Here is a 19,920-nt window from a genome sequence, read left to right as displayed (position 1 = left end):
TTTTAATTTTTTCCTTTTTTCTCTTGCTCCTTCATCATTTTTTCAACCTTTTCACGCGCTTTTGCATTTTTCTCTGCGTTGGCTTCAATGTCTCCGCGCTCTTTGGCAACTTCGCCATAAATCATTTTTAGGAAAGCTTCTGTGTTTATAAAACCAGAACCATAACCTAATTCGTCAAATTCTTTTGTTAAATCAGTCATTTTAGAAACTTCCGCTTCCGATTTTTTGTTGACGTAATTCTTATATACTCTTTTATAGATAGTGTTAATCATATCTAGCGTTTTAGAAATGTCTTTGGGAGTTCCCATATTTCCGTGGCCTGGAATAATTTTAGTATCTTCATTTATAACCAACAAGGCTTTTTCAAGTCCTTCAATACAACCTTTTAAACTTCCACCGTTTTCAACATCTATGAAGGGATATTTTCCGTTGAAGAATACGTCGCCAGTGTGCAAAACGTTATTTTTGGTAAAATAAACCATTGCATCACCATCTGTATGGGCATTATGCACGTGGAAAACATATATTTTCTCTCCGTTGAAATGAAACGTAAGATCTTCCGAAAAAGTAACTATCGGAAGCGATTTGTCTGATATTTTTGTTTTTTCACTTTCTACCATTCCTAGAATGCGATCGCGAACGTTTTCCTGTGAAAAAATAACCGTTCCTGTTGCAGCCATTGCCGCGTTTCCACCAGTATGATCTCCATGAAAATGCGTGTTCACCAAAAGTCGAACAGGTTTGTCGCTCACTTTTTTAATGTCCTTTTGAATTTGTTCAATCCCATCTGCAAATTGATCGTCTATCATAAAAACGCCGTCATTGCCAAAGCTGAGCCCAATATTACCGCCATTACCTTGCAGCATATAGATGTTGTTTTTCACTTTTATGAGTTTTGTGTGTACCTTCTCTCCAGAATCGGTTTGCGCAAAAGCTGTTAAAACGAATAATAGAAAGGTCGTATTTAGGATTATCTTGGAAAACATAATTTTTTAGTTTATAAATCGGTTCAAAATACTAAAAATACTGAAATAAAAGCATAAGATTGTCAAGAATATATTGGGGAAAAAATTAAAGGAAACGTATCTTTGCGCAGCCTTAAAAAAATGAGCTTGTCCGTTACCAAATCACAATCAATAAGTCAATCCCTTGTAAGGAATTTCACCGAAATCACAAAACTTCGACTTTCCGTCAGTGTTGTGTTTTCATCTGTTGCGGGATATTTATTAGGTGCAGACTCCATAGATTTCTATATTCTTTTTTTGTTGTGTGTTGGTGGTTACTGTATGGTTGGCGCATCAAACGTATTTAACCAAATTATAGAGCGTGACCTTGACGCATTGATGGATCGAACTAAAAATCGGCCTCTCCCCGCAGGACAGATGACGGTTCAGACTGCTTTTATTCTTGCTAGTATTTTAACTATTGTGGGTGTTGTAGTTCTGTATTCCATCAACCCGATCACTGCGATGTTTGGAGCAATATCCATTTTTATGTACGTTAGCCTTTACACGCCTCTAAAAACCAAAACTCCACTTTCAGTTTTTGTGGGTGCTTTTCCAGGAGCCATTCCGTTTATGTTGGGTTGGGTAGCTGCCACAGGTAAATTTGGTATTGAACCAGGAACTTTATTTATGATTCAATTTTTCTGGCAATTCCCACATTTTTGGGCCATTGGCTGGTTTCTTTTTGAAGATTATAAGAAGGGTGGTTTCTTTATGCTCCCGAATGGAAAACGAGATAAAGGCACAGCATTTCAAGTGATTTTCTATACAGTTTGGACAGTTTTAGTTTCACTTATTCCAGTTTTAGGAATCACTGGAAAACTTTTCTTAACACCAGTTTCAGGAATTTTGATTGGTCTATTGGGTATTGGACTAATTTATTACGCAATTAGACTTTATAAGGAAAAAACATCAAAAGCTGCGAAACAGCTAATGCTTGCAAGCGTGAGTTATATTACATTATTGCAGATAATTTATGTGGTAGATAAATTTGTAAGGTGAATATGACCGATGAAGGAAGACTGCTGAAGGATAATTAATGACGAATTAAAAGGTATTTTAACGAATCCCGCCCCGATAGCTATCGGGACCCGAATCAACGAATCAACGAATTAACAAATCATAAAATGGATTTAACTAAAGGAACCGAAGAGGCCAAAATAAAAAGAGCAAAGAAAAACATGCTTTTGTTTGGGCTTATTAGCTTAACTATGAGTTTTGCTGGGCTTACCAGCGCTTATGTAGTAAGCAAGGAAAGACCAGATTGGATTTCTAATTTTGAAATACCACAAGCATTCTATATTAGTCTTGCTTTAATTGTTGTAAGTAGTTTTACCATTCATTTTGCTCTTAGAGCAATTAGAAAAATGCAGCGCAGCTTGGGAATGATTCTTCTGATAACAACTTTTTCACTCGGTATTTTATTTGTAATATTTCAATTTGTTGGTTTTTCAGAAATCATTAAAAGTGGTTATAATTTTACAGGACCAACAAGTAGTATTACCACCTCTTTTATTTATTTGGTTGTTTTACTTCACGTAGCACACGTATTTGCGGGCTTAGTAACCCTTTTAATAGTAATTTATAATCATTATAAACTAAAATATGAAAACGGTAAAACCCTTGGCGTTGAACTAGCTGCAACATTTTGGCATTTTGTGGATGTAGTGTGGATTTACCTGTTTTTGTTTTTATATTTCGTTAAATAAAAATTAAACGTATTTTTGAACCTTATTTAAAACCAAATTACTTTTATGGAAGCTACTGTTGTAAAAACAGGTACCGAAGGAAAAACCTGGGGCGGCGGAACCGATCCGCTTAAAGCAAGTTATGGCAAAATGATGATGTGGTTTTTCATCGTTTCCGATTCATTAACTTTTGCTGGTTTTCTAGCCGCATACGGATTTTCAAGATTCAAATTTATTGATGCTTGGCCAATTGCGGATGAAGTTTTTACCCACTTCCCATTTCTTCACGGAGTAGAGGCGCCCATGTATTATGTGGCCTTTATGACGTTTATTCTGATTTTTTCATCTGTAACTATGGTTTTGGCTGTAGATGCGGGTCATAAAATGCAGCAGAAAAAAGTGATCTTTTATCTTTTCCTAACCATTATTGGGGGTCTTATCTTCGTAAGCTCTCAGGCTTGGGAGTGGAAAACCTTTATTAAAGGTGAATACGGCGCAGTTGAAACTCACGGTGGGCAGATTATTCAGTTTCTAAATAAAGAAGGCGAAAGAGTTGCTATTGGCGACTTTGCAGCTGCTAGTACTGGAGAAAGAACCTTACAAACCAAAGAAAACGGAATTTGGTATAAAAAAGACACAGAATACCAACCTAGCGTTTCTTTTGAACAAGTAAAAGCAGGTTTCCTTGCCAATGATAATCTTTTGGTAAGACTCCCAAACAAAGACGAAAACGGACATCATATAGTTTTATCAAGAGAAGAATCTATTGCCAAAGTGGTAAATGACGGTAATATGATTGTGGAAGGCGCAAACCTTCGTCACAATGAATATGGTCATCCATTGTTTGCAGACTTTTTCTTCTTTATTACAGGATTCCACGGATTTCACGTTTCAATCGGGATTTTGTTGAACTGTATTATCTTTTTCAACGTAATTATTGGTACATATGAACGTCGCGGCCATTATGAAATGGTTGAGAAGGTTGGACTATACTGGCACTTTGTGGATTTAGTATGGGTATTTGTATTTACATTCTTTTATCTTGTATAGATTTTCAATATTTAAAAAATGGCACACGATCAAGCACATAAATTAGCAATCTTTAGAGGAACTCTAAAGTTTAAATCCAACATAACTAAAATTTGGGGAGTATTTGTTGTACTTTCTATCGTTACTATTATAGAAGTGGCGCTGGGTATTATGAGACCAGACTTTCTGGTAGAGCATCACTTTTTGGCACTAAAACTTCTTAACTGGATATTTATTATTCTTACAATTTTTAAGGCCTACTATATTACTTGGGACTTTATGCACATGCGCGACGAAACCACAGGTTTGCGAAGAGCAGCAGTTTGGACCGCAGTTTTTCTAATTGCCTATTTGGTAGTACTTATACTTATTGAAGGCGATTATATATATGAAGTTTATAAATCTGGATTTATAAAGTTTAACTTTTAAACCGAGTTTACAATATTTTAAAAACCCTCTTTTGGAGGGTTTTTTTGTATTACAAATCTTTGTAAAAAGGGAGGTTTTTAACTCGGAAAAGACAACTATTCTTTTATAATTTTCTCTGTTACCGTTCCTGATTGGGTTTTAAGATTTACAAACAATAAACCAGCTGGTAAACTCGAAACATTTAGTTGCTCAAAATTTGTTGTTTCCTCTAGTAATTTTCTTCCTAAAACATCATAAAACCTTGCAGAAAGAAGCGGTTCATCGCTTTTAATGGTTAAAGTATTTTTTGCTGGATTTGGGTATATTGTAAATGAAACTGCTTGGTTTTCCTGAATACCAATAATGGTCATGTTTTCATACCATGCAATTTTATTGTCGTTTTGATCGGCAATAAAAACGTCCATATCGCCATCGTTGTCTATATCGGCTGCATAAACATCCCGCGGAAAAACCAAAGCACTGTCTATGATTTTTTTGGTACTAAAAGAGCCAAGTCCATCTAAATTTTCAAACCATACTACTTCTCCACCAAAAGGATCCACACTAGTAGCCAATACATCATTATCCCCATCATTGTCAAGGTCTTCCACATAGACTGCATATGGTTTTGATAAGGTATTGGTTATTATATTTTTTGATCCAAAATTTCCAAGACCATCTAGGTTTTCATACCAAGCAACTTCATTAATATATGGGGTTGCTGAAACAACATCCATATCGTCATCCCCATCCACATCTGCGGCAAAAACTGTATTGGCATAAAAACCCATCTCAAGTACAATATGCATTGTCCCAAAAGTGCCCTGACCATCCATATTTTCCATCCAGAATATTTGCGCGGGTTGTCTCGCATTACCCAAAATGTCCATATCGCCATCCCCATCCATATCAACTGCCATGACGGAGCGTGAAGAGTCAATTATATTGTTAATTATTTTTGGAGCACTAAAACTACCCTGCCCATTAAGATTTTCATACCACGCTAATCCAGAGTTATTTGATGCTGAAACAACATCTATATCGCCATCATTATCTATATCTGCTCCAATAGCATCATGCGCACCATCTGCGGTATTCGAAATTATATTTCTAGGGCTAAAATTGCCTAAACCATCTAAGTTTTCATACCAAGAAATAATATCTAAAAATACAGTGGCTCCAATAACGTCTAAATCACCATCATTATCTAAATCGGCTAAGTTAATTCTGTATGTTTCGCTCATCGTTCCAATTAGATTTATGGATCCAAAATCACCGTTACCATTTGTGTTTTCTAACCAAGCGAGGTTATAGGGAGTTGCCAAAGATCTTGCAGCTAGTGCCACATCCATATTTCCATCACCATTAATATCACCGCATACTACTCTTGCTGGCAAATTTGCCTCGGTTGTAATTAACTGTTGGGAGCCAAATTGTGCTGCACTTTTAAGGTTGAATAGAATAACAGCAATTATAAATGAATATTTTACCATATTATTTATGAAAAAAGACAGCCCCAAAATTTGAGGCCGTCTATTAGTTTCGGATTATCAATTTCCTGTTTTATAAATTACTGTCTCTTCATCTACCCCATTGCCATAATTAGTCTCTATTTTATATAGCCCAGTATCCAAATTTTCAATCAAATGAGGGTCGGTAATCTCAGTGGAATCTTTTGGAGTGATAGTAACGTTTTCATTGAAAATATTATCATTAAATCGTACAACTCTCCCCCCCAGTACAGGCGGGGTTTGATAATTGTCATAACATTTTTGATATGAAGAAGTACCAAAAGCCTGATCTATTTCGTGAATAACTATTGCTGAATGGTTTGGATGATATATAGAACTGTAAATGGTCATAAATTTATCTACGTGTTTAACAACGTGTGAAGGATCTACGCTAAATGTCAAGTCGCCATACGCTGCAGGTTGTATATATTCACAGCAACATTCTATAAAATCATAAGTAAATCCAGGCTGAAACATTGGCATTGGCCAAGGTTGCGGATGTGGATAATAGGGTGGATAACTACCTTTATAGGGTTCATAAAGTGCTGCAAAAGTTGTGGTTGCTGTTCCAAATTCTCCAAAATAATCTATCTCAATGGATTCGTGTATTCTAATTTTTTGACCCGTAGTAAACTTCTTGGCGTATGGTGGCGCCGCTGGGCCATAGCCCATTGTGTTTTTTACATCCGTCGGGGAAATATCATAATCGACTGGTGGATCTAGACAATCTGTGCCAGTGCCAGTATATTCATAAGTTACGGGATCAACATATTTATAGGGGATGTACATTGCCAATGCTTGTTGGTAGGTATATCCCAAATCAATCAGTTCCCAAAAATGTTCATTTTTGAAGTCAGGGACGGCAGCGGTATCAGTTATTCTATCTCCTCTTAGAGCGGCATTATAATCTGGGTCAGTCTCGTCTCTGGTAACATGCTCACAATATGGATCCGGGCTTCTGAATCCATCAAAAGTATGTCCCAAATTAAAACAATGCCCAATTTCATGACTAAGCAAAGAATAACTGTTAATGAGACTAAATCCATTAATTGCGATATTGACCTTATTTTTTAGTTCAGCAGCTCCTGCAAACCCCTCAGTTGAATAAGGAACGTAAATATTGAAGGCATCAGCTTTTTTATAATTATTACTGGCGGCATATACATAAACACCAGGATCGTTAGGACCGCCATCCAATTCACCAAGACCACGATCAATAATATAATACGTATCGGAATCAAAAAAATCCATCCCATAATATTTAAAAAAGATACCGAAAGGGTTGAATTGGATATTCAATTTAGATACAGCCGAAAGGACAGTGTTTTCTGTTAATGGATATTGGCTTGTCCCATCACTTTTGTTAATCCCCCAAAAGAACACATTAAAGACAACTGGGGTAAAGTTCTCTAATGTTGGGATCTCGTCGGAATAGCTGTAAGCCCCAGCTTGATCTGCTGTAGGACCATCTGGTGTTGCACACGGGTTATCTAATTGTGCATTCATCAAAAAATACATTTACGATAAATGTACAAAAAAGTAGTAGTTTTTTCATAATGAATAAAGATTAAGGTTAATAATATGTTAAATATATAAATAAATAATTACCGAACGGTAATTGTATCAATTTATTCGACCACTGACCTTCGCGTCATTGGATTTAAGAGAAAATAATAAAGAATTGTTAAGCTGGCTTGCAAAAAGAGCAAAGGAGTTCTCTATGCCAGAACCGCATCCAATTGAAGCTATTAAATTTATGATGGAACAACGAGGAATAAACGATAAAGACTTGGGTGTAATCATTAAAAGCAGAAGCCGAGTGTCTGAGGTACTAAATTTGAAAAGACCCCTTAGCCTTGAAATGATAAAAAAAATCCATAAACATTTAAAAATACCGGCTGATATTTTAATTAGGGATTATGAACTATCGGTTTAATCTTTTTTTATTCCTTTATCACTTTAAAGAGGTGCTCTTCGGTATTGGTTTTCAGCTTAAGAAAATAAATGCCAGAAGCATAGGTAACGAAACTAAGTTGCGAAACTTCGCTTTCTTTTTTGAACAATTCTCTGCCAAGGGCATCATAGAGAGTAGTGGTTTTTATATTAATTCCTGTAGAGTTAGCTATATTTAAAAAATCTTTTACAGGATTTGGATAAATTTTAAAGGTGTTATTTTGGTTTTCTCCAACCCCAATAATCGTATAATTTTCATACCAAGCAATTTTATTATCGTTTTGGGAAGACCCCACCACATCCATATCACCATCGTTGTCTATATCTGCGGCCATTACAGAACGTGGCGACTGGACTTCTGTGCTAATAGTTTGTTTTGCACCATACGTGCCCGCTCCATCTATATTCTCAAACCAAACCACTTCACCACCAAAGGTTTCAACGCTTGTAGCAAGTACATCAATATCGCCATCATTGTCAAGGTCTGCGGCAGAAACAACCCAAGCATCAAGTAAAGAATCGGTTATAATTTTTTTCGGTCCAAAATTCCCCAAACCATCAATATTTTCATGCCAAGCAACTTCATGGTCGCCAGGAGAAGCAGAAAAAACGTCCATATCGCCGTCCCCATCGGCATCGGCAACAAATATAACATTGGCATATACAGTAAAATCTCTTATAACACGTAGTGGTCCAAAATTCCCTAACCCGTCCAAGTTTTCATACCAAAAGATTCTTACAGTATTAGGTGCAAGCCCATTCGCTACTATATCAAGATCGCCGTCACCATCCATATCGGCAGCTACTACGGAGCGCGAACTGATAATATTGTCATCAATAATTTTTCTAAAACTAAAATCCCCCTGACCGTCTATATTTTCATGCCAGGCCAATCCTGAAAATTCAGATGCCGAGATAATATCATTATCACCATCACCATCCAAATCTGCTGCTATAACTGAAAATGCCCCATCGGCATTACCCGAAATTACGTTTTGCGAGCTGAAATTACCCAAGCCATCCAAGTTTTCATACCAAATAACCCTATCAAGAGAATATGCTGTTGTTAATATGTCAACGTCGCCATCGCCATCTAAATCAGCTGCATATACTGAATAACTTTGTCCAAATAAATTATTCACGATAGTATGTGGAGGGCCAAAATTTCCCTTACCGTCTAAATTCTCAAGCCACCCGACGTTAAAATCTCCAGATCTACATGATGTTACAATATCTTTGTCTCCGTCTCCATCTATATCCACTGTATAGGCACTATTTACTGTCCCAGATTCTAACGTAATTATCCTTTGTGGGCCAAATTGTGAATAGGCATTTAAGAAAACGAATGGCAATAATATTAAAAGTATTTTCTTCATTATTTCTTAATTTTTTATAAAAATACAGCCCCCAATAGATTTTGAGAGCTGTATCATTAATATTCGTTTTTAATTTTCCTTAAAGATAACGTTTTCTTTTATGGCTCCATCATCATAATTTTCTTTAATATTATAAAGACCCGGATCCAAATCATTTATTAATGTAGGGTTATTGATTCCTAGAGAATCTTTTGGTGTTATGGTAACATTGCCGTTTAATACTCCAACGTTGCCGATTTGGTTTAAATTCATAATAAGCTAATATAAACAAAATTAACACCCAAAACATTGCCCAACCCCCTTTTACCCTGTATTTTTGCAAACCAGCCTGCCGCTCTTTTGGCAGCGGAGAAATAAGTGTAAAAATGAAGAAGTATATAGTCCTCGGCATCCTGTTTATACTGCCTATAACGGCATACGTTTTTTTCGCAATGAGCACCAATTATTTTAAGCCATTGCCTATTTTAACTCCTTCAGTTGCTGAATTGGATGGTTTTAAAACCCTAGAAGGAAAACCAGTTCAACTAGAAAACCGCATTACCGTTTTAGGTTTTTTTGGAAGTGATTTGGAAGCTCATAGAGCTTATGCCTACAATTTAGCCCAAAAAATATACAGCAAGAATCACGAGTTTAATGAATTTCAGTTTGTAATCCTTTTGCCAGAGGGCACGGAATCACAAGCCGAAAGCATCGAACAAAAACTAAAACAAATCGCACCCACGGATGCTTGGTTCTTCGCCTTTGGTTCTGATGAAAACATAAATCTTGTTTTTCAATCGCTTAATTCCAACCTTACGTTAGATTCCAACGAATCTACGCCTTATGTTTTTATAATTGACAAAGAACGAAGTCTCCGCGGAAGAAAAGCTGACGATAAAGAAGGCGCGATGTATGGTTTTGATTCCAGCAACATCGCCGAAATAAACAACAAAATGAGCGACGACGTAAAAGTGCTTTTAGCAGAATACAGACGTGCGCTAAAAAAATATAAATCTAATCGTGAAATCTAGTAGGCGCGCGATTCATCGCGCGCCCTGAAATCGAGCGGTTTAAAATTTCGGACATCCTAAATATTAAACATCAACTAAAAAATGAAAAAGAATTATTCATACATAGGTATTTCATTAATCATATTGGTTTTTGGAATTTGGGCGGTGCCGAAAATAGTGAACACCGTTTCAAAAGCAGATCTTGAAACCATTGGTACTGTGCCGGATTTCAGTTTTACTGACCAACACGGAAAAACAATTACCAATAAAGATTACGATGGGAAGGTTTATGTAGTTGAATTTTTCTTCACTACCTGTCCCAGCATTTGCCCGATTATGACCGAAAACATGATTAAAATTCAAAATGAATTTCTGGGCAATCCTAAGGTTGGAATGGCCTCATTTTCCATAGATCCAGAGCACGACACTCCTGAAGTTTTAAAAGAATACGCTAAAACCAAAGGAATAACAAAACCACAATGGCATTTATTGACTGGTGAAAAGGAATCAATATTCAAACTTGCTAATGAAGGTTTTAACCTCTATGTAGGCGACGCCTCCGAAGAAGAGGGCGGTTTTGAGCATTCTGGCTTTTTCGCATTGATAGACCAAAATGGCAACATTCGTTCACGAAAGGACGAGAATGAAAATCCAATGGTTTATTACGATGGTCTGGACGATAAACAACTTCAAATGCTAAAAGAAGACATCAAAAATCTTTTATAACCAATGCAAAGTTCAGCCGGAAATTCAAAAAAGTACAATGTTTGGATATGGATTCTTTCCATTACAATTCCTTTGGCGGTTGCTGCATTGTTTTCTGTAAAAATTCCAGGAGTAGAACGTTTGGGCTTTTTGCCACCCATTTATGCAACTATTAACGGTATAACGGCTCTGATTTTAGTTACGGCGGTTTTTCAGATTAGAAAGGGAAACAGAAAACTGCACGAACGCTTAATGAAAACCGCAATTGGTTGTTCCGTATTGTTTTTGATATTGTATATAATTTATCATATGACTTCAGATTCAACCACTTATGGAGGTGAAGGAATATTGAAATATATATATTTTTTTATCCTCATAACGCATATTTTATTGTCCATCATCGTTATACCTTTTGTATTGATAACGTATGTTCGCGCCATTTCAGGACAGTTTTATAAACACCGCAAAATTGCCAGAATTACCTATCCACTTTGGTTATATGTTGCAATAAGCGGCGTAGTTGTTTATATAATGATTTCACCTTACTATTAATTAGAAGCGGTAGTTTTCAGAAAAAAGCTCAAAACCTGAAACAATAGAAACAAGAAACTAGAAACTTTGATTATGAAAATTAAAATTCTTCTTACCATAGTCCTTCTTTTAATAATTGTAATTCCCGCAGAAGCCCAATGCGCTATGTGCCGCGCGGTTTTGGAAAGCGAAGAAGGAGGACAAGCAGCCAAGGGCATAAACAATGGGATTGTTTACTTGATGATTTTTCCTTACGTACTCGTTGGTGGCGTTGGCTATGCCATTTATAGAAGCCGAAAAAAGGCTCGTGAAAAGGAAAACGCCTAATTTCTTACGTTTTCTTGTAACATCTATCAGATTTTAAAGTCTTACTTAAAACCGAAAGCCATAATCTTTTCAAGTCTTAACAAGAATTTCACATTAAAGAGGGCAATTCCTCTTTATTTTGCAATTCAATAATTTTCAGAATGATAGATATCAAAAACCTTCACAAATCATATCACATGGGTAAAAATTCACTCCATGTTTTAAAAGGAATAAATTTTTCAGTTTCTGAAGGCGAAATGGTTTCAATAATGGGTTCTTCTGGTTCTGGAAAATCTACTTTGTTGAATATACTTGGAATTCTCGATGAAGCGGACGAAGGAACTTACACTCTCGATGGCACACTGATTAAAAACTTAAATGAAAAAGTTGCCGCACGCTACCGCAACCAGTTTCTTGGTTTTATTTTTCAATCATTCAATCTTATTAATTACAAATCTGCTTTGGATAATGTTTCAATGCCGCTTTATTACCAAGGTGTAAAGCGAAATGTACGCACCGAAAAAGCAATGCACTATCTTGAAAAAGTAGGCTTGGCAGATTGGGCTTCACATCTTCCCAATGAACTTTCCGGAGGTCAAAAACAACGTGTTGCAATTGCACGAGCTTTAGCCAGCGATCCAAAACTTTTGCTAGCAGATGAACCAACGGGAGCACTGGATACTAAGACTTCTTATGAAGTAATGGAACTAATTCAAGGCATTAACGACGAAGGAAAAACAATCCTAATCGTGACCCACGAAGACGATATTGCCCATATGACCAAACGAATCGTAAACCTAAAGGATGGGTTGATTATTGACGATTCTAAAGTGACTCAAGTTCGTGCAAAAGCAGAAAACTATGTTTAATCTTGAGCGTTGGCAGGAAATATTTGAAGCAATTCGTAAAAACAAATTACGAACTTTTTTAACAGGTCTTTCCGTGGCTTCAGGTATTTTTATTTTGGTCATTCTCTTAGCTATAGGTCAAGGAATGCAAAATGGTGTAGCAAAAGAATTTGAAGGTGACGCCACCAACCGAATTAGCGTATGGACAAATGTAACTTCAGTTGAATATAAAGGGCTAAATCCAGGTAGAATTATTGAAATGGACAACCGCGATTACGAAATGGCGGTCGCCAAAAACAGCGATAAACTGGATCTAAAATCCGGCGTTTACAGCCGTTGGGGCCAGCTTACAACTTATAAAAAAGAAAACGGAAGTTACAGGGTAGAAGGTGTTCGTGCCGATTACCAGTTTTTAGAAAATGCAACCTTAGTTTCTGGGCGCTATATCAATCAAAACGATTTGAATAATTTCGAAAAAAACACTGTAATTGGAAATCAAGTGTATCTCGATCTTTTCAAGGGAAAAAATGCTTTAGGGGAATATGTAGAAGTTGCAGGAATAAAGTTTAAAGTTGTTGGAGTTTATTCTGATCCAGGAGGAGAGCGCGAAGAAACTCGCCTTTTCATCCCACTAACAACTGCCCAACGGATTTATAATGCTGGTGATAAACTTAGATCGATAGCTTTTACACTTCATAAAGAAGACAAATATGAAGATGCATTAGCTGCATCCGAAGCTTTTTCGGCACAATTGGAGGCAGATTTAAAAAGTAACCATACTATTTCGCCTTTAGATGACAGAGCTGTAAACGTAAACAACACGCTGGAAAACGCTAAAAAGTTTTACGATCTAAATAATATGATTCGTTTGTTTTTCTGGGGTGTTGGTATCTGTACTATTATTGCAGGTGTTGTGGGCGTGAGTAATATTATGCTCATAATCGTGAAAGAACGAACTAAAGAAATAGGTATTCGAAAAGCTATTGGAGCACAACCTTGGTCTATCATCGGAATGATTTTGCACGAATCTATTTTTGTTACCGCAATAGCAGGTTTCCTCGGACTTATTTTTAGTTTGTTTTTGTTGCAACTTGTTGGGCCGTTTATTGAAACAGCATACATTAGTAATCCTTCCGTAGATTTTTCGGTTGCAATAACAACCGTTATTATTCTTGTTGTTGCTGGTGCCGTCGCCGGATTTTTTCCTGCATATAGAGCCGCAAATATTAAACCCATAGAAGCCTTGCGAGATGAGTAAAATATTTAGCAGAGATAGTTGGGAAGAAATAATTGAAGCGCTAAGCAGTAACTGGTTTAGAACCGCTTTAACGGCTTTTGGAGTTCTTTGGGGAATCTTCATATTAGTAATTCTGTTAGCAGCGGGCAATGGTCTAGAAAACGGAATAAAACAAGGTTTTAATGGTATGGCCACAAACTCCATGTTTATGTGGTCTCAAACTGCTTCCCAACCCTACAAAGGTTTACCTAAAGGAAGACGATACAACTTCAAAACAGACGATGTTCCAGCAATAAAAAGAGAAGTTGAAGGACTTCGTTTTGTTTCGCCTAGAAATCAATTAGGCGGTTTCCGTGGAAGTAATAATGTTGTTCGAGGTTTGCAAACAGGAGCTTTCAACGTTTATGGCGATTATCCAGAAATTATTCAACAGCAACCTATGGATATCACTTCTGGAAGGTTTGTAAATTATTCAGACATAAATGAAAAACGCAAAATTGCTATCATTGGTAGCGGCGTTCAAAGTGCTCTGTATGAAAAAAATGAAGAGGTAATTGGTTCATATATAAAAATAAACGGCGTCAATTTTATGGTTGTCGGCACTTACAAAAAGAAAGGAAATAACGGCGATCCCGAAGAAATGCAAAAGGAAATTTACGTACCATTCACGGCATTCTCACAAGCGTTCAATATGGGAGATGTTGTAGGGTGGATGGCAATTACTGCGGATGATGACCATTCAATTACAAATTTAAAATCACAGGTTTTTGATGTTATAAAAACTCGCCACACCATTAATCCAAATGACGATCGTGCTGTTGGAAATTTCGATCTTTATGAAGAATTTTCTAAAATACAGGGATTGTTTACTGCGCTAAATTTTGTAGCCTATTTCGTCGGAATTTTAGTACTTCTTTCAGGAATCATTGGCATTAGTAACATTATGCTAATCGTTGTAAAAGAACGTACAAAAGAAATCGGTATTCGTCGAGCTTTAGGAGCCACACCTTGGAGCATTCGCGCGCAGATATTATTGGAATCAATATTTTTGACCATTATTTCAGGAATGGCAGGAATCGTTTTGGCAAGCGCAGTGCTTTGGTTAGTGAATTATAAAATGAGCGGAATGGACACTAGTGAAATGATGTTTTTAAATCCATCCGTAAATATAGGAGTGGTCTTTATTGCCTTAACAATTTTGATTGTTTCGGGACTTTTGGCAGGATTAATTCCCGCGCAAAACGCTATAAAAGTAAAACCTGTTGAAGCATTAAGAACCGATTAATAACAAATAATGGAATTAACAAGCGATTCAAAAGTTGACGAAGTTTTCAAAAGCTATCCAAAAGAGGTAAAGCAGCAAATGCTTCATCTTAGAAAGTTGGTTTTAAAAACAGCTTCAGAAATTGAAGATCTTGAAATACTTGAAGAAACTCTAAAATGGGGCGAACCGAGTTATGTAACAAAACACGGAAGCACGCTACGAATGGATTGGAAACAAAAAAATCCAGAACAATATGCGATGTATTTTAAATGTACTTCCAAACTAGTAGAAACTTTTAAAGTGGTTTTTAAAGATAAATTCAACTTTGAAAAAAGTAGGGCAATACTTTTCAACTTAGATGAAAAAATACCCGAAACCGAATTAAAAGAGTGCATCACAATGGCGCTCACGTATCATAAAATAAAACAATTGCCTCTTTTAGGCACTTAAATAATCATCAATCAGAGAATAATTTCAACAACCAAAGAAAATGAAAAAATCAAAAACCATAATCATCCTTGTCACAATCGCAGTTTTGTTTGTGGCCTCTATGTATTGGCTATACTCCAAAAACATTGAAGATCCAGTTGTTTACGAAACTGAAAAACCTGTAATGGGTTCAATTTTGAAGAAAACCGTTGCTACAGGAAGCATTGTTCCAAAAGAGGAAGTACTCATAAAACCCAATATTTCAGGAATTATTGATGAAATTTTCGTGGAAGCAGGTCAAGTGGTAAAGGCCGGAGACTTGATTGCTAAAGTAAAAGTGGTCCCAAACGTTTCATCTTTAAATAGCGCGAAAAGCAATATTAACAGCGTTCGCACCCAAGTTGAAACCGCGCGTCTTGCTTTTGAAAATCAAAAAAACATTTATAACCGTCAGAAAGAACTTTTTGAAAAAGGAGTAATCTCTGCCAATGAATTTGACAATGCGCAATTGTCCTACAATCAATCCCAACAAAGGTTGAAGCAAGAACAAGTAGGTTTAACCGCTGCAAGCCAAAACTACGATATTGTAAAAACTGGAACTACCAGCGGATTGGGCGCTTCAGCAAATACTGAAATCCGTGCTACTGTTGCAGGAATGGTTTTGGACGTTCCCGTAAAAACAGGAAATCAAGTTATTGAAGCAAATAACTTCAATGACGGAACCACAATCGCAACTATTGCAGATGTTGACAAAATGATTTTCGAAGGAAAAGTTGATGAAAGCGAAGTAGGAAAAATTAAGGAAGGTCTTCCGTTAGAAATAACTGTTGGAGCGCTTCCAGATGAACTTTTCAATGCCGAATTAGACTACATTGCTCCAAAAGGTGTAGATGAAAACGGCGCAATTCAGTTTGAAATAAAAGGAACGATGAAGAGTTTAGATACAACTAAAACCTTCATTCGCGCTGGGTTAAGTGCAAACGCTTCTATTATTTTAGCTAAGGCTGAAAACGTACTAACTATTAAAGAAGCCTTGGTCCAATACGACACAAAAACTCAAAAACCTTTCGTAGAAGTTATGGTTGGAGACCAAAAGTTCGAAAGAAAAGATATAGTGCTAGGCGTAAGCGACGGCATAGACGTAGAAGTAAAAAGCGGCGTGTCCAAAGACGACAAAATAAAAGTCTGGAACCAACTAAAACCAGCCCCACCAACAGGAACAGGAGGAAGAGGATAAAAAACTTTGTGCCCTCTGCGAAGACCTTTGTGCCCTTTGTGGTTAAAAACCGCAACTAACAATTAAAAATCATAATTTTTGTAACGCAAAAGCAATACAAAAGACATATTCAGTAATAAAACAACTTATGAAGAAGATAGCAATCCCTTTCTTGTTTTTAATACTCAGCATTTCCTTAAGTGCCCAAGAAAAACTTTGGACGCTACAAGAATGCGTAACGCATGCATTGGAAAATAATATTTCGGTTAAGCAAAGTCAATTAGATTTAGAATTAACTGATGCCGATAAACTAGACGCAATTGGCAATTTTCTTCCAAGTATTAATGCGAATGCGAGCGCTTCAAAAAACACAGGTTTAAGTTTAAATCCAACCAATAATCGCCTGGAAAGCACAACTTTTGGTTCAGCTTCAGGAGCAATAAATGTGGGTTACACTTTATTTGACGGTCTTCAAAACGTTCGCCAATTGCAACGTGCAAAACTTTCAGAACTTGCGGCTCAGTACCGTTTAGACAAGATGAAAGACGATATTGCGCTTTTGGTGGCAAATTCATACTTACAAGTTTTGCTGAATAAAGCAAACCTAGAAGTTTCAAAATCGCAGAACATCGTTACCCTTCAACAGTTAGACAGAACAAATAATCTTGTAGATGCAGGAGTGCTTCCACGAGGAGATCTTTTGGAAATAAAAGCAACAGACGCCGGAGAGAAACAAAGAATCGCAGTAGCTGAAAACACAGTGAAAATTTCGCTTATCAATCTTGCTCAACTCTTATTGGTGAAGGATTATTCAAGTTTTGATATTGCTGATGAAGAATATAAAATTGTTGATGACGGCATTGCAGATAAAGACGTAAATGAAATAATCAATAGCGCCAAAGAAACCCGTTCCGAAGTAAAAATTGCACTAAAAAACGTGGAGCTTGCAGAAAAGGATGTACAGATTTCCCAAGGAAATTTTTACCCAACACTTTCAGCTTTTTTCGGGTATAACACGCGTTATGCAGATAATGATCCACTGGATCGTGCATTTACAGAACAATTATATTTGAATGATGGTATTGGTTATGGACTTCAACTTAACGTTCCTATTTTCAACGGTTTTTCCGTGCGAAGCAACGTAAAGCGAAATAAGGTAAATTTGAAAAATACCGAATATCAATTAGAGCAAGCCGAGCTTGATTTAGAGTCCAACGTTTACCAAGCTTACGTAGATGCAAACGGCGCGTTAAAAGCCTACGAAGCCGCAACAGTTGCTTTAGAATCACAAGAACTAGCCTACCAATACGCTAAAGATCGTTATGATGTTGGGCTTACAAACGCATTCGATTTTAGCCAATCAAAATTGCGTTTCGACAATGCTAAGATTGAAGAAAACAGAACTAAATTTGAATACATTTTTAAATTGAAAGTTTTAGAACTTTATTTTGGCGTTCCAGCAAGTGAATTAAAATTTTAACTATGAAGAAAAAAACACTCATTTGGATTATTGTAGTTGTTGCCTTGCTTATCGTTTTGCTAATAGTTGGAAAAAAAGCAGGATGGTTCGGGAAATCTGGGAATTTCAAAGAAGTTGAAATAACCAAAATTGAGCCAATTGATATAATCGAAACCGTGGCCGCAACTGGAAAAATTCAACCGGAAGTGGAAGTAGCACTTTCTTCTGAAGTTTCTGGAGAAATCATTGAACTTCCTATAAAAGAAGGTCAAACGGTTGAAAAAGGCGATCTTTTGGTAAAGATAAATCCGGATCTTATTCAAGCCGCTGTAAGCCAATCGCAAGCTGGACTTCAGAATGTACGTGCCCAATTGGCGCAAGCAGAAGCCAGCCAGAAAAACGCACAATTAAATTATGATAGAAATAAATCACTTTTTGAAAAAGGCGTGATTTCAAAATCTGAATGGGATCGTTCTGTTACGGACTATGATATGGCGAAAGCGAGTTCTAAAGCAGCCTATTACAATGTTCAGAGCGCTTCAGCAAACGTAAAACAATCTGTAGATAATCTTTCCAGAACCACTATTTATGCGCCAATGAGCGGAACAATTTCTAAACTTTCGGTAGAACTTGGTGAAAGAGTAGTAGGAACCGCACAAATGGCTGGAACCGAAATCGTTCGCGTTGCAAACCTTCAAAATATGGAAGTGGAAGTTGATGTAAACGAAAATGATATTGTGAAAATCGCTTTGGGAGATTCAACCACAGTCGAGGTTGACGCTTATTTAAAGCGTGAATTTAAAGGTGTAGTTACAGCAATCGCGAACAGTGCAGAAAGCTCCTTAACAGCGGATCAAGTAACAAATTTCAAAGTAAAAGTGAGTATTCTTCCAGATTCTTACAAAGACCTAACAGAAGGGAAACCTGAAAGTTATTCACCATTCCGACCTGGAATGACTGCTACTGTTGATATTATTACCAATAAGAAGAAAAATATAATTGGTATTCCTATCAGTTCCATCGTAATAAAAACGGATACCACAGATACCAAAAAACCAAGCACAAGTGAAGTTCCTAATACAAATACAGAAAAATTTGAAGCAGTTTATGTGAAAGTTGGCGAAGAAGCAAAACTACGCGTAGTTAAAACTGGAATTCAAGACGATTCAAACATTGAAATATTATCTGGTTTGAAAGAAGGTGAAACCGTAATTACAGGTCCTTACAACACGGTTACAAAATTATTGAAACAAGGTGATAAGGTAGAAGTTGCCACTCCAGCAAAAGATAAAAAAGAAAAGTAATGGCAACCATTCTGTGTCTTGAAACTGCCACTACCAATTGTTCGGTAGCCATTGCAGTTGATGGTAAAATAATAGCTCTTCGCGAAGAAAACAACCAAAAATTTTCTCACGCTGAAAAACTGCATGTTTTTATTGATGAAGTTTTAAAGAAAGCCAAGATTGATAATAAGCAATTAAATGCCATAGCGGTCAGCAAAGGTCCAGGTTCTTATACAGGCTTGCGGATTGGTGTTTCAGCAGCAAAAGGACTTTGTTTTGCGTTAGACATCCCATTGATTTCTACGCTTACTTTAGAAGTAATTGCGCAGCAAGTTCAGCAAGACACACGTTATATAATTCCAATGATCGATGCGCGAAGAATGGAAGTTTATTCAGCAGTTTTTAATTCTGAAAAAAAACAAATCCGTGAAACCAAAGCTGAAATTTTAAACGATAATTTCTTTGAAGATTATTTGAATGAAGGGAAAGTAGTTTTTATAGGAGACGGCGCCCTAAAATTTGAAAAAATCTGTAAACACAAAAACGCCGTTTTCCTAAGTGACGCTTGCCCATCAGCGTCAGATATGGCAATACTTGCCGAAGCGAAATACAAAATAAGCGACACTGAAGATGTCGCTTATTTTGAACCTTTTTATTTAAAGGAGTTTATGATGGGTTAAATTT

General features: G+C 36.6%; 22 protein-coding genes. 17 read left to right on the top strand and 5 right to left on the bottom strand.

Features of this window, described 5'->3' with window-relative positions; all coding sequences use genetic code 11:
* Positions 1-2: 2 nt before the first annotated feature.
* Positions 3-986: an MBL fold metallo-hydrolase gene (locus AEQSU_RS04330; RefSeq protein WP_014781641.1), complete on the bottom strand. Its 984-nt coding sequence runs from the start codon at positions 984-986 to the stop codon at positions 3-5.
* A gap of 120 nt (positions 987-1,106) precedes the next feature.
* Between AEQSU_RS04330 and cyoE the strand changes: the two genes are divergently transcribed.
* From cyoE to AEQSU_RS04310, 4 genes are all read left to right on the top strand, one after another.
* Positions 1,107-2,006 carry a heme o synthase gene (gene cyoE, locus AEQSU_RS04325; protein ID WP_157429249.1) on the top strand — a complete coding sequence of 300 codons (900 nt, stop codon included), beginning with the start codon at positions 1,107-1,109 and terminating at the stop codon, positions 2,004-2,006.
* A gap of 125 nt (positions 2,007-2,131) precedes the next feature.
* Positions 2,132-2,713 carry a cytochrome c oxidase subunit 3 gene (locus AEQSU_RS04320; protein WP_014781639.1) on the top strand — a complete coding sequence of 194 codons (582 nt, stop codon included), beginning with the start codon at positions 2,132-2,134 and terminating at the stop codon, positions 2,711-2,713.
* 45 nt (positions 2,714-2,758) lie between these two features.
* Positions 2,759-3,742, top strand: coding sequence for a cytochrome c oxidase subunit 3 (locus AEQSU_RS04315; protein WP_014781638.1), 984 nt, complete (start codon positions 2,759-2,761; stop codon positions 3,740-3,742).
* Positions 3,743-3,760: 18 nt separating this feature from the next.
* Entirely contained in the window at positions 3,761-4,150 is a 390-nt protein-coding gene (locus AEQSU_RS04310) for a cytochrome C oxidase subunit IV family protein (protein WP_014781637.1), read from the top strand.
* Between the two features lie 95 nt (positions 4,151-4,245).
* On the opposite strand, the gene AEQSU_RS04305 is transcribed toward AEQSU_RS04310, so the two are convergent.
* Positions 4,246-5,622, bottom strand: a complete 1,377-nt coding sequence (locus AEQSU_RS04305; protein ID WP_014781636.1) for a T9SS type A sorting domain-containing protein — start codon at positions 5,620-5,622, stop codon at positions 4,246-4,248.
* 57 nt (positions 5,623-5,679) lie between these two features.
* Positions 5,680-7,146, bottom strand: coding sequence for a hypothetical protein (locus tag AEQSU_RS04300; protein WP_014781635.1), 1,467 nt, complete (start codon positions 7,144-7,146; stop codon positions 5,680-5,682).
* Between the two features lie 148 nt (positions 7,147-7,294).
* Here AEQSU_RS04300 and AEQSU_RS04295 point away from each other — a divergent pair, with 148 nt between their 5' ends.
* Entirely contained in the window at positions 7,295-7,576 is a 282-nt protein-coding gene (locus tag AEQSU_RS04295; protein ID WP_052309019.1) for a helix-turn-helix domain-containing protein, read from the top strand.
* A 7-nt stretch (positions 7,577-7,583) separates the two neighbouring features.
* On the opposite strand, the gene AEQSU_RS04290 is transcribed toward AEQSU_RS04295, so the two are convergent.
* Together AEQSU_RS04290 and AEQSU_RS04285 are read right to left on the bottom strand one after the other, a co-directional pair.
* Positions 7,584-8,969, bottom strand: a complete 1,386-nt coding sequence (locus tag AEQSU_RS04290) for a T9SS type A sorting domain-containing protein (protein ID WP_014781633.1) — start codon at positions 8,967-8,969, stop codon at positions 7,584-7,586.
* Positions 8,970-9,038: 69 nt separating this feature from the next.
* A complete protein-coding gene (locus tag AEQSU_RS04285) occupies positions 9,039-9,221 on the bottom strand; it encodes a hypothetical protein (protein ID WP_014781632.1) in 183 nt (60 codons plus the stop codon).
* A 113-nt stretch (positions 9,222-9,334) separates the two neighbouring features.
* Between AEQSU_RS04285 and AEQSU_RS04280 the strand changes: the two genes are divergently transcribed.
* From AEQSU_RS04280 to tsaB, 12 genes are all read left to right on the top strand, one after another.
* Positions 9,335-9,979 (top strand): hypothetical protein, encoded by a 645-nt coding sequence (locus AEQSU_RS04280; protein ID WP_014781631.1) that lies wholly within the window; start codon positions 9,335-9,337, stop codon positions 9,977-9,979.
* A gap of 81 nt (positions 9,980-10,060) precedes the next feature.
* Positions 10,061-10,684: an SCO family protein gene (locus AEQSU_RS04275; RefSeq protein ID WP_014781630.1), complete on the top strand. Its 624-nt coding sequence runs from the start codon at positions 10,061-10,063 to the stop codon at positions 10,682-10,684.
* A 3-nt stretch (positions 10,685-10,687) separates the two neighbouring features.
* Positions 10,688-11,215, top strand: a complete 528-nt coding sequence (locus tag AEQSU_RS04270; protein WP_014781629.1) for a DUF420 domain-containing protein — start codon at positions 10,688-10,690, stop codon at positions 11,213-11,215.
* A gap of 72 nt (positions 11,216-11,287) precedes the next feature.
* A complete protein-coding gene (locus AEQSU_RS04265; protein ID WP_014781628.1) occupies positions 11,288-11,521 on the top strand; it encodes a hypothetical protein in 234 nt (77 codons plus the stop codon).
* 140 nt (positions 11,522-11,661) lie between these two features.
* Positions 11,662-12,369 (top strand): ABC transporter ATP-binding protein, encoded by a 708-nt coding sequence (locus AEQSU_RS04260; RefSeq protein ID WP_014781627.1) that lies wholly within the window; start codon positions 11,662-11,664, stop codon positions 12,367-12,369.
* Complete coding sequence (locus AEQSU_RS04255; RefSeq protein ID WP_014781626.1) at positions 12,362-13,606, top strand: ABC transporter permease; 1,245 nt, start codon at positions 12,362-12,364, stop codon at positions 13,604-13,606. The genes AEQSU_RS04260 and AEQSU_RS04255 overlap by 8 nt, the downstream gene beginning before the upstream one ends.
* A gap of 1 nt (position 13,607) precedes the next feature.
* A complete protein-coding gene (locus AEQSU_RS04250) occupies positions 13,608-14,870 on the top strand; it encodes an ABC transporter permease (RefSeq protein ID WP_042492305.1) in 1,263 nt (420 codons plus the stop codon).
* A gap of 9 nt (positions 14,871-14,879) precedes the next feature.
* Positions 14,880-15,299, top strand: coding sequence for a DUF1801 domain-containing protein (locus AEQSU_RS04245; RefSeq protein WP_014781624.1), 420 nt, complete (start codon positions 14,880-14,882; stop codon positions 15,297-15,299).
* Positions 15,300-15,339: 40 nt separating this feature from the next.
* Positions 15,340-16,515: an efflux RND transporter periplasmic adaptor subunit gene (locus AEQSU_RS04240; protein WP_014781623.1), complete on the top strand. Its 1,176-nt coding sequence runs from the start codon at positions 15,340-15,342 to the stop codon at positions 16,513-16,515.
* Positions 16,516-16,642: 127 nt separating this feature from the next.
* The gene (locus tag AEQSU_RS04235; RefSeq protein ID WP_014781622.1) at positions 16,643-17,974 is read left to right on the top strand and encodes a TolC family protein; all 1,332 of its coding nucleotides are present in this window, start codon (positions 16,643-16,645) and stop codon (positions 17,972-17,974) included.
* A gap of 2 nt (positions 17,975-17,976) precedes the next feature.
* Positions 17,977-19,257, top strand: coding sequence for an efflux RND transporter periplasmic adaptor subunit (locus tag AEQSU_RS04230; protein ID WP_014781621.1), 1,281 nt, complete (start codon positions 17,977-17,979; stop codon positions 19,255-19,257).
* Positions 19,257-19,916, top strand: coding sequence for a tRNA (adenosine(37)-N6)-threonylcarbamoyltransferase complex dimerization subunit type 1 TsaB (gene tsaB, locus AEQSU_RS04225; RefSeq protein WP_014781620.1), 660 nt, complete (start codon positions 19,257-19,259; stop codon positions 19,914-19,916). The genes AEQSU_RS04230 and tsaB overlap by 1 nt, the downstream gene beginning before the upstream one ends.
* Positions 19,917-19,920 lie beyond the last annotated feature (4 nt).

Origin of the sequence: Aequorivita sublithincola DSM 14238 (assembly GCF_000265385.1) — a bacterium.
GTDB lineage: Bacteria > Bacteroidota > Bacteroidia > Flavobacteriales > Flavobacteriaceae > Aequorivita > Aequorivita sublithincola.
This window is presented reverse-complemented; position numbering and strand designations above follow the sequence as displayed.